The 11,947-nt window shown below is 49.0% G+C and carries 6 protein-coding genes; 1 reads left to right on the top strand and 5 read right to left on the bottom strand.

Translation table 11 applies throughout. The features are described 5' to 3' along the window. Positions 1-63: 63 nt before the first annotated feature. The 5 genes from E9954_RS12300 to E9954_RS12280 form a co-directional block, all read right to left on the bottom strand. Positions 64-414, bottom strand: coding sequence for a nuclear transport factor 2 family protein (locus tag E9954_RS12300; RefSeq protein ID WP_136079461.1), 351 nt, complete (start codon positions 412-414; stop codon positions 64-66). A 32-nt stretch (positions 415-446) separates the two neighbouring features. Continuing rightward, a complete protein-coding gene (locus E9954_RS12295; RefSeq protein ID WP_136079460.1) occupies positions 447-1,223 on the bottom strand; it encodes an SDR family NAD(P)-dependent oxidoreductase in 777 nt (258 codons plus the stop codon). Between the two features lie 9 nt (positions 1,224-1,232). Further along, entirely contained in the window at positions 1,233-2,408 is a 1,176-nt protein-coding gene (locus E9954_RS12290; protein WP_136079459.1) for a mandelate racemase/muconate lactonizing enzyme family protein, read from the bottom strand. Between the two features lie 22 nt (positions 2,409-2,430). Further along, the gene (locus E9954_RS12285) at positions 2,431-6,132 is read right to left on the bottom strand and encodes a glycoside hydrolase family 38 C-terminal domain-containing protein (RefSeq protein ID WP_136079458.1); all 3,702 of its coding nucleotides are present in this window, start codon (positions 6,130-6,132) and stop codon (positions 2,431-2,433) included. A gap of 190 nt (positions 6,133-6,322) precedes the next feature. After that, positions 6,323-10,060 carry a glycoside hydrolase family 38 C-terminal domain-containing protein gene (locus E9954_RS12280; protein ID WP_136079457.1) on the bottom strand — a complete coding sequence of 1,246 codons (3,738 nt, stop codon included), beginning with the start codon at positions 10,058-10,060 and terminating at the stop codon, positions 6,323-6,325. A 489-nt stretch (positions 10,061-10,549) separates the two neighbouring features. On the opposite strand from E9954_RS12280, the gene E9954_RS12275 reads away from it, so the two are divergent. Next, positions 10,550-11,947 carry an MFS transporter gene (locus E9954_RS12275; protein ID WP_136079456.1) on the top strand — a complete coding sequence of 466 codons (1,398 nt, stop codon included), beginning with the start codon at positions 10,550-10,552 and terminating at the stop codon, positions 11,945-11,947.

Below are 11,947 nucleotides of genomic sequence, written 5' to 3'. Positions count from 1 at the left end.
GAAAATTATGCCCCCTGCGCGAGGGCCGGTGCATTTTGCATTATACGAAAAACATCCATACGTTTAAAAATCAGCAGGATTGAAATAACAACGCAAACTGGAGATTACGCCCTCTTTAATTTCAAAGAGGTTGAATCCTTTCGCGAATCGTTCTTCGCCCGAATTGCGGACCAAAATGACATCATACTCCACTGCGATTTCATCGTTCTGTTCAACCCAGTGGGTGGGAGTCACTTCAATCTTTTTGAAACCATTAACCATTCCCTCATAAAAGGTCTTGATGTTGTTTTTTCCAACCAACTGCATGGTTGGTGAAGAAAATTTAGCATGTTCATCAAAGTGTGACAGGATTTCAGAGAGGTCTTTTTCACCTTCAGATTTCCAATAGCTTCTAACGATATCTATTTTTTTCATTTTTATCCCTTTTCTATTTTTTCAGCTGAAGCCTAATTCATCAACATGCCGCCCGTTATATTTAGAGCCTGACCGGTCATTGCGCTGCTATCGTTTGATGAAAGGAACAAGATAACGTTGGTAACTTCCTGAGGGTCGATAAAACGCTTCATTGGTACGTCTTCCCAGGCTTTATGCATTTGCTCTGAAGATTGTCCTTCAACCTCGGCATGCATTTTCACGAGCTCCTCCACGCGGTCACCATCAATCGGTCCCGGGCAAACGGCATTCACTCTGATTTTTTCATCAACCAACTCAAGGGCCAGTGTTTGCGTGAACCCCAGCAGTGCCCATTTGCTGCAGACGTAGTCTGAACGATACGGCAGTCCGCGTTTCCCAACATTACTTGCTACGTTTACTATGGCGCCGCTTTTGTTGTTGATCAGGAATGGGATTATTTCGCGGCTGACCAGCATCGTGCCGGTGAGATTGACGCTTAAGGTATAGTTCCAATCAGAAAGGTTCATATCCTTAATCAGGTTCGCCTTTCCATTAAACCCTGCGTTATTAACGAGGACATCCACCTTTCCGTTGCATTTTTCACCCACGGCGACGGCCATTGCTTTGATTTGATTCTCATCGCTAATGTCGCAAATTACAAAATCAGATTTCCCGTTGGCTTTTTTGATTAGCTCCATCGTTTCCTCTGGTTTACGGAGGTCTACCAAAACAACAAACGCACCTTCTGTTGCATATTGCAGGGCGATTTGCTGTCCAACCCCCCCTGCGGAACCTGTGACGATTATATTTTTATTTTCAAATCTTTTCATTTCGTTCCTCTATGTTTTTGTCAGGTGTTTTTTTAGCACTGACATGTTTATTTCAACTCCAAGTCCTGGCCCGTCAGGGATTTGAACAAAGCCATCATTAACATTAAACGTTTCTGTTAATAAGCTATCGCGAAGAGGATTTACGTTTTTGTCGTATTCAATCATCGGTGAATTCTCTGGAGCACACTCAAAGGCCGTATGTGGCGACGGTGCAATCGTGGCGCAATATTGCAGCGCCGCCGCAAGGGCAATGCCGCTGCCCCAGCAATGTGGAATCACCTGCACATGATAGGCCGAAGCTAATGCTTCAATACGTTTTGCCTCGGTAAAGCCACCGGCGCATCCAATATTGGGCTGGATGATGTCAAGGCACTCATTTTTTAACAGTTCAAGATAACCAAAACGAGTGAACTCATTTTCACCTGCAGCAATGGCAAGGTTCAATGTTTCGCGAAGTGTTTTGTAGCCATGAATGTTTTCGGGCACAACCGGCTCTTCAAAGAAATGAACATTCATTTCCTCGAGGAATTTACCGATTCGTTTTGCCGTATGGAAGTTGTACGCATGATTTGCATCGACCATCAGAATAATGTCGTTGCCGACTGCTTCACGAATGGCAGCAATACGCTCCATCTCTTCCTTAACATGTAATAATCCAACCTTAATTTTTAAAGCGGTAAAACCTGCATCAATATACCCACTCGCTTCATCTTTCAGGTTTTGCAATGATTTTTTGTAATCAAGGACATCTTCGCCGCGGTAGTAGCATCCCGTTGCATAGCCTAGCACTTTTTTCCTGAACGCGCCTCCAAGCAACTCGTAAACAGGCTTGTCGTAAAATTTTCCAGCAATATCCCACAGTGCGATATCAATTCCGCTCATGGCCTCGATGCCTGTTGTTTTGCGTCCAAAATCGCGGATGCCCGTAAACATGTCCTCCCACAAAACATTGATATCAAGAGGGTTTTTTCCGATGAGGCGTGGTTTTAATACGGTTTCGATAAACGTTGCCACCGGTTCGCCAGGGCCGTACTGGCCACTTTCTCCCCAACCGCAAATACCTGTGTCGGTCTCAATACGAACCAGTAATGAATTGCGTTCTGGAAACGCGCATTGTGACGAATAGAAGCGCTGGTCTCCCAGTGGCACTTTTAACAGAAACGTTGTTATGTTTTTAATTTTCATAAAAGATACTCCTTTTCAATTTTTATGAACCGCACAACGCACCGCTGATGGCGATGGTAACAATCTCCCAAGGCTCAAACTTAAGCTCGATTTCCCCGTTTTTATTTTCTATTTCACGGATCTTTTCGTGGTTCAATTTGACCTGGTTATATTCGGCTGATTTGAGGTAGGGCAGATTGATGCCGGCGTTAGTTTTTTTACCGCTTCTCTCATAAAACCGGATATATATGGCATCCCCCTCATAATAAAGCGCGGACAATACGATATTTGGCTGGTTAATGGAGAGAAACGAGAATGCCTGCTGTTGCTCTGCCGGCAGCGTATCAGGCCAGTAGACTTCCAGCGGCGTGTTCACACTTTTTGCAACCGTATATGCATCTCCCTGGAAGGGGTCGTCTTTGTGGGTATATATGGAATACTGATAGGTCTGTTTTCCAACGACAAAGGGACGCGCACGACTTAAGCAGATGGATAGAGTGCCGTCCTTATAATGATAGGAAGGCGAACTCCTGTGGATCAGCGACAGACCATATTGCCCTTGGTATACATCGGCAAAATCCGTTGTTACCTGCCGTTCTTTTTGTGCCTCGTACAGTCCAAAAGGCTGGTTGATGTATAGCTTGCCCCTGAAGTTTAACGGGAACTGGGCAAATAATCCTGTGTCGTCTTCCTTGCGCGCGCCAAAGTTCATTCCCTCTTTGCCATAATCGACGGTCAAATCAAAATCAATCCGTTTCATGTTGTCATAGAGGCGAACCGAACATTCATACGGTGAGGCCCCAATCTTTGACCGGATACGGATCGTGGATCTCAACGGGCCCTGTTCAATGAGTTCAACCTCTGCCGATTCGTCAGAAGAACGAGCCGCGGGGAGAGCGGGAGAAAACAGCTCGTTGCCGACCCGGTTTGAATCAAGCATTTCAATCCCGAGTGTTTTATCAAAAATACGGCTTATCCCGCCATTCTCAGCATTAACTTCAACCAGGTAGTAATCATTCTCCAAACGTGCAGGGCTTGTTTGCAATGATTTCGCCACCACGGGTACCGGTTTTTCTTTAGTGGGTTTCAGGTAATAGATTTTATAGCCGAGGGATGGAATATCCGCCCGAAACAGCGCCTTAACCCGTTTCACAGAACCATCCGCGTACCGGTCCTCCGAGACGACCTGATACGAGACATCCTTGCTTCCATCATTTAAGTTAAAGTGGAAAACCTCCCCCTGACTAAAGTTTTTTTCAAACGCTACGCACTCGCGTTTGTTCCAGCCAAGTTGATTGAACACCAGAAGGGGGATCACACTCTTATCCAGCGGCGCGGCGTTCACTCCTTCTGAAAGATCGCTGAATGCTTTGCCTGCAATGGCATCGGCAATATCCTGGCTCTCTTTGATGAACTCTTGTGCCCTGTTGTACCGATTGACAGGGATCATTGGGCCGGCGTAATTTGGTGTTAAGTCCTCGGTGTAATTTTCCATGCCGCCAACCGTGGCCGCTGCTTTAGGCAATAATTCGCGATCGTACCCCCAGGCGTGTGCGCCTGCTTTCTCTTCCCCCGGTTTTACGGTCACAGGCGGCACCTGATTTGCGTAATTTACTGAACCAAAAAACATGTGATCCTGGGTCCTCAGCAGGCTTTGCCAGGATTCATCCAGCTTTTCCTTTGTTTTCATTAAATCCGTGCTCGGCATTTTGCCTAACACCGCCGCCATTGCGCTTAATTTCTCTGCTGCCAGGATTTTATTCTCAGTCGTTCGGTTCCATTCAACGGCTTCATTCATACAGCCCCAGCTGGACCAGATATCGAGTTTATTCGCCCATAAATCATCCACGCCAAGGAAGCACGCTTGTTCGGCTTCGGGAGTTTTTTCAAAAAACTCTTTCGCCGTGACCCAGGTCCCGGCAATGGGTGCAATCGGGTTGATCAGAGTGAGTTCCTTCTCGCTGGGTATCTTTTCAGGGTAGAGGTGGCAGGTCGCATCCAGCGTATCTCCCAGGAGAATCGTCTTATAGCCCATTTTATCAGCTTTTGCGATATTCTCCGGGTGAGTCAGAAATAATGGTTTTTCAATCCCTTCATATTGAGGGCTCGCTTCAATGTCCGAGCCATCCAGGCCTCGCCACATGATCTTATCCGCTCGGATCTCCTTGATCTCCCCTAAGAATCCGGAATGTAAAATGGCATGTTTATATCCAAAATTATTTAACAGCTGGGGCAGCTGGGGGTGGTAATCGAAATGGTCTCTGCAGGTCGCATACGTTTGCACTTTTTCGTCAAGGGCATTTTCAATTACGGGCAGACCATAAGAAAACTGCCTCACATTACTTTCTTCCGGCAGCAGCGGAAGAAAGGCTTGGGAATAAATGCCGTGCACGTTTTCCAAATAACCATCTTTTATCCCTTTGCTAAACCGCTTGATTTCATCGGGGTAGTATTTGACCAATAACTCCAAGTCACAGGAGGTTATGTTCATGAGCCGTTTTGCGCCCGTACGTTCACACCAGTTTAATTGTTTTTCCATCCACTGTATCAGATGGTCCTGGTATTCGGGTTCTGCGAAACCCATCAAGCCTCCGCCATAATAATCGGGAGTCAGGACGCTCGAGTGCCAGCCCCGGATCATATACCGCTTTACGCTGGTCATTTGATCCATACACTCGGATAAACGTTTCACACTTGAATCATATACCGCTTTTCCTTTATCAAATTTTCCTTGAACCAACAGGGTGGCAGCCTGCCCGATTTCATGGTCGGCTTTATCAAGCATCCGCATTAACTGCTCTGCTGACAACCTTTCTGAAAATGGCTCTTCTTGCTGGGCCAGCAATACATAGTCCCTGCTGGAAGCATACGCATAGAACATTTCGCTCCACTTCCGCATCGGTGTTTGTACCGGTTGGTCAAAAAAACCGAAGCCTAAAAGAGCTCTGACTGTATTGACAAAGAGATGGCCCATGTTCGCTTTGTATTGAGCGTACTCCTTTGCGCCCCTGAGATGAGCCTCCAAATCATTAAAAAGGTCAGTTGCAGCCAGACCCACCCTTCCATTTTCTGTCACAAACAGGTCGGGATCCCCTCCAAAACCCAACCGGGTCAGGACCGTACTCTGGCCCGGGTCAAATCTCATGTGCGGCAGCCACATCCGATGCGGATAAACACTGGTCCCTTCGGGAAGACCCAATATCCTCGCAGACGGATGATCGGTCAGCAAAGAAGACGCCGGCGTTTTATCCTCGGTCCCTTTCAATGTGACACCCAGTTTGTTCATGAACAGGGAGGCCTGGGACGGGGACTCAAATGTGGGCTGAACGAGGAACAACGCACCGTTGTTGTCTACATAGCTTAAAAGATCATTGATATAATCGTTCTTAATGATGTGAGGGCACGGAATAATAACCAAATCATACGATGAGATGTTTTGTTCGGTTAACTCCGGAGTGATTGCTTTGCCTGCATCACCCGTTTCCATATCTTCACCGGCTTGAATATATTTCGACGGGTCAGATCCTGCCCTGTCTCCATAAACTTTTTTCACCTCAATATTCGCTTCAGACCGGATCAGCGGGTCATATAAAAACCAGGGCAAATAGCCCCAGTCCGGATAGGCGCAGTCATAAAAGATTAAGACCTTCTTCGCTTTTGCGGAGGACAATTCCGCGCCCGCTTTATCCGTTACAGCAGCTTCCCCACTAAAATTTTTCATCATCGTTACCTTTTTTGCCGTCAAATGGTGGTTTCCTTTATTCAGGCAACGGATCCGTTGCCTTCATTAGAGCAACCAGCGTCTCAAAAAACGGCACCATACCGCAACTTGAGAGGGGCGCACCTGTTGCGCCGAACGGCAGACAACGTGCGCGGCCCGATATGTGTATCTCTATCTTATCTGATGTTCTTGAGTCCTATCTGGTCTATGAACCTTACAACGCACCGCTGATGGCAATGGTCACGATCTCCCAAGGCTCAAACTCAAGCTTCGTTTTTCCGTTTCTACTTTTTATTTCACGGACCTTTTCGTGATTCAATTTGACCTGGTTATATTCGGCGGATTTGAGGTAAGGCAGATTGATGCCGACTTTCGTTTTCTTACCACTTCTCTCATAAAACCGGATATATATGGTATCCCCCTCATAATAGAGCGCGGACAATACGATATTTGGCTGGTTAATGGAGAGGAACGAGAATGCCTGCTGTTGCTCTGCCGGCAGCGTATCAGGCCAGTAGACGATAAACGGCGTATTTACACTTTTTGCAACCGTATATGCATCTGCCCGGAAGGGATCCTCTTTGTGGGTATAGATGGAATACTGATAGTTCTGTTTTCCAACGACATAGGGTCGCGCACGGGTTAAGCAGATCGATAGAATGCCGTTCCGATATCTATAGGACGGCGAATTCCTGTGGATAAGCGACAGACCATATTGCCCTTGGTATAAATCGGCAAAATCCGTCGTGACCTGCCGTTCTTTTTGTGTCTCGTACAGCCCAAAGGGCTGGTTGATGTATAGTTTGCCCCTGAAATTTAACGGGAACTGAACAAATAATCCTGTATAGCGGTCTTCGATCTCGCCAAATTTCATCCCGTTCCTGCCAAAGTTCATTCCCTCTTTGCCATAATCGACGGTCAAATCAAAATCAATCCGTTTCATGTTGTCATAGAGGCGAACCAAACATTCATACGGTGCGGCCCCAACCTTTGACCGGATACGGATCGTGGACCTCAACGGGCCCTGTTCAATGAGTTCAACCGTTGCCGCTTCGTCAGAAGAACGAGCCGAGGGCTGAGAGGGAGAAAACAGCTCGTTGCCGACCCGGTTTGAATCAAGCATTTCAATCCCGAGTGTTTTATCGAAAATACGGCTTATACCGCCATTCTCAGAATTAATTTCAACCAGGTAGTAATCGTTCTCCAAACGAGCCGGGCCCGTTTGCAATGACTTCGCCACCACGGGGGCCGGTTTTTCTGTCGAGGGGTTCAGGTAATAGGTTTTATAGCCGAGGGATGGAATATCCGCCCAAAACAGCGCCTTAACCCGTTTAACAGAACCATCCGCGTACCGGTCCTCCGAGACGACCTGATACGAGACATCCTTGCTTCCATCATTTAAGTTAAAGTGGAAGACCTCCCCCTGACTGAAGCTTTTTTCAAACTCGACATAATTGCCTTTGTCCCAGCCAAGTTGATTGAACACCAGAAGGGGGATCACACTCTTATCCCGCGGCGGGGCGGTCACTTCTCCGGACAGCTCGCGGAATGCTTTGCCTGCAATGGTATCGGCGGTCCCCTGGGTCTCTTTGATGAACTCTTTTACCCGGTTGTACCGATTGACCGGGATCATTGGTCCGGCGTAATTCGGTCCTAAGTCCTCGGTATAATTTTCCATACCGCCAGGCGTTGCAGATGACCTCGGCAATATTTCGCGATCATATCCCCAAGCGTGCCCGCCGGCTTTCTCTTCCCCTGGTTTGACGGACACAGGCGGCACCTGATTTGCGTAATTCACAGGACCATAAAACATGTGATCCTGGGTCCGCAGCAGGGTCTGCCAGGATTCATCCAGCTGTTCCTTTGTTTTCATTAAATCCGTGCTCGGCATTTTGCCTAACACCGCCGCCATTGCGCTTAATTTCTCTGCTGCCAGGATTTTATTCTCAGTCGTTCGATTCCATTCCGCGTGCTGATTCAGACAGCCCCAGCTGGACCAGATATCGATTCGACACGCCCACAAATCATCCACGCCCAGGAAAACCGATTGCTCGGCTTTGGGAGTTAGTTCAAAAAACTCTTTCGCCGTGACCCAGGTCCCTGCAATGGGAGCAATCGGGTTGATCAGAGTGAGTTCCTTTTCACTGGGGATCTTGACCGGGTAGAGCGGGCAGGTCGCATCCAGCGTATCTCCCAGGAGAATCGTCTTGTAGCCCATTTTATCAGCTTTTGCAATGTTCTCAGGGTGAGCCAAAAATAACGGTTTTCGAATCCCTTCATATTGAGGACACGCTTCAATGGCCGAGCCATCTAAGCCACGCCACATGATCTTATCCGCTCGGATACGCTTGATCTCCCCTAACCATCCGGAATGCAAAATGGCCTGTTTATATCCGAAGTTATTTAATAGTTGGGGTAGCTGGGGGTGGTAATCGAAATGATCTCGCGGGGTCGCATACGTTTGCACTTTTTCGCCAAGGGTATCTTCAAATACGGGCAACCCATAAGCAAACTGCCGCACATTACTTTCTTCTGATAGGATCGGAAGAAAGGCGGCGGAATAAATGCCGTGCACGGATTCCAAATAACCATCTTTTATCCCTTTGCTAAACCGCTTGAATTCATCGGGGTAATATTTGACCAGCAACTGCAAGTCACAGGGGTATACGTTCATGAGCCGTCTTGCGCCCGTACGTTCGCACCAGCCTAATTGTTTTTCCATCCACTGCATCAGGTGGTCCTGGTACTCGGGTTCCGCGAAACCCAACAAGCCCCCGCCATAATAATCGGGAGTCAGGACGCTCGAGTGCCAGCCCCGGATCATATAGCGCTTTACGCTGGTCATTTGATCCATGCACTCGGATAAAAGCTTCACACTTGAATTATATGCAGCTTTTCCTTCATCAAATTTCCCTTGAACAAACAGGCTCGCGGCCTGCCCGATTCCATGGTCGGCTTTATCAAGCATCCGCATCAACTTTTCGGCGGATAACCTTTCCGAAAACGGCTCTTCTTGCTGGGCCAGCAATACATAGTCCCTGCTGGAAGCATACGCGTAGAACATTTCGCTCCACCTCCGCATCGGCGCTTGTACCGGCTGATCAAAAAATTCAATGCCTAAAAGAGATCTGAATGTATTGACCATGAGATGCCCAATGTTCGCTTTGTACTGAGCGTACTCCTTCGCATTTCGGACATGAGCATCCAAATCACTGAAAATGTCAGTGGCAGCCAGGCCCAGCCTCCCGTTTGCACTCACAAACAGGTCGGGGGCCCCTCCCAAACCCACCTGGGTCAGGACCGTACTCTGGCCCGGGTCAAATCTCACGTGCGGCAGCCACGTCCGATGCGGATAAACACTGGTCCCTTCGGGAAGACCTAATATTCTCGCAGACGGATGATCGGTCAGCAAGGAAGACGCCGGCGTTTGATCCGCGATCCCTTTCAATGCAATCCCCTGTTTGCTCAAGAACCGGGCGGCCTGGGTCGGGGACTCAAATGTGGGCTGAACGAGCAATAACGCACCGTTGTTGTCTACATAATTTAAAAGGTCATTGATATATTCGTTCTTAATGGTGTGAGGATACGGAACAATAACCAAATCATACGATGAGATGATTTGCTCGGTTAGCATCGGAGTGGTCGCGGTACCTGCATCATCTGATTGCAAATCAGCACCGGCTTTAATATATTTCAACGGGTCAGTTTCTCCCTGACCTGCATAAACTTTATCCACCTCAACATTCACTTCAGAACGGATCAGCGGGTCATATAAAAACCAGGGCAAATAGCCCCAGGTCGGATAGGCACTGTCATAAAAGATCAAAACCTTCTTCGCCTTTTCGGAGGACAACTCCGAGCCCGCTTGATCAGCTGCTGCCGCACTATTACAGCAAAACAAACCTAAATTAAATGCGATGCCTAGAAGTGCTGCCAAGCTCAATCGTTTCATAATATGTATCCTTTTTTTGCCGTCAGGTGGCTTCCTTTATTCAGGCAACGGACTTTAAAGCAACCAACCGTCTCAAAAAACGGCACCACACCGCAATCCGACAAGAGCGCACCTGTTGCGCCCCTGTCGTGCGAGGTGCGGGCCTTTTGGAGTGGGGGGCGGCTTGCCTAATTCACCATTTGTTTTAAATTCCGGGTTTGCGGTTCAGAGGCTGACGCTCGTTAAAGCGTTAAACCCGTTGAGTCCGGAGGATGCGTGAAGTGAGGCCTGGGTCGTCTACTGGGCGGTTAGGGGCTCGGTTTTGTCGGCTCCAATCATTGGAATAGATTCTTCCAACCGTTGGAAAATCATCCTATTTGATCCTGTTATCCCGTCCAAGAACTTCCAAACCATGGAGGCTGGCGCAACAGGTGCGTCATCCGTGGGTTGCGGTGTGTGGCCGTTTTTGAGACTCTTTTCCCCTCATTGATTGATAAAAGGGTCGAACGCATGAGTAAAGAAAACCACCACTTGACGGCGAAGGAAGATAAAATACCGGTTGGTCAGAAGCTTGCCTACAGTTCCGGCGCGGTCGCCGATTCGATTATCGGTTGTTCGGTGCATAATCTGGCCAACCCGGTTTTGAACATGGGGTTGGGGGTCAGCCCGACGCTGGTGGGCATTGCCTTGTTTATTCCGCGCCTGTGGGATGCTTTCAGTGATCCGCTGATGGGCGGGATTTCGGACAATACGCATTCGCGCTGGGGGCGTCGTCGTCCGTACATTCTCTGTGGCGCTTTTATACAGGGGCTGGCTTTTGCACTGATGTGGATGATGGGGCGCGGCTGGAGTGAAATGCAATATTTCGCCTATTTCCTTGCGACCTCCTTGCTCTTTTTTACGGGCGTGACCATTTTTCTGGTTCCCTGGATGGCAATGGGACTCGAGATGACGCACGATTACCACGAGCGCACGCGGCTGATGTCGTACCGCAGTCTGGTTGCGACGCTGGCCGGATTTCTGGCTCCCTGGTTATTCAAACTGCTCGAGTTGGATATTTTCTCCGATACCGTTGAGGCGGCGCGTTATGTCGGGGCGGGTTTAGGGGCTCTGTTGCTGATTTTCGGCGTGATTCCCGCGCTCGCCTGCAAGGATCGCTATCCGGCGCCGAAGCAGGAGCGGATCCCTTTGCTCAAGAGTGCCGGGGCCTGTCTGAAGCACAAGCCATTTCTCAAGTTGTGCGGAACGTTGGTCGCCGCCTTTACCAGTTTCCTGATGGTGGATGTGCTGGGGTTCTATCTGATCGTTTATTATATCTACGCTGGCGACAAGGGCGCCGGCGCCGTCCTGCACGGCACCAACGGAACGCTCAACCTGGCCATCAGTGCCATCAGCATCCCGGTCATCACGATGATTGCCACACGGATCGGCAAGCGCCGCACGTTGCTGGGGCTGCTGCTGCTGGCTGTTTTGGGGACGGCATTGCGCTGGTTCTGCTATACGCCGTCGATGCCCTATCTGGCGTTGCTGCCGACCGCGATTATGGCTCCGGGGTTTGGTGCCGCGCTCTGGCTGTTGATTCCCTCAATGCTGCCGGATGTCTGCGATGATGATGAATGCACGCACGGTGTGCGGCGGGAGGGCATGTTTGGTGCTGTGTATGGCTGGCTGATGAAGCTGGGGGTTTCGCTGGCTCTGTTGATCGGGGGGCTAAGCCTCGATTTTTCAGGCTTTGATATTGATCTGGCCGCGGCGCAGCTCCCGAATACTTTTTTGATGATGCGCCTGCTTTTTGTGGCGATTCCCACGCTGGGATTCGGCATCGCGGCCTATCTGATCTGGGCGTATCCAATCACGGAAAAACGCGCCTATGAAACGCGTGCGATTTTAGAGAAGAGAAAAGCTTAA

The organism is Pontiella desulfatans (genome assembly GCF_900890425.1).
Classification (GTDB): domain Bacteria; phylum Verrucomicrobiota; class Kiritimatiellia; order Kiritimatiellales; family Pontiellaceae; genus Pontiella; species Pontiella desulfatans.
This window is presented reverse-complemented; position numbering and strand designations above follow the sequence as displayed.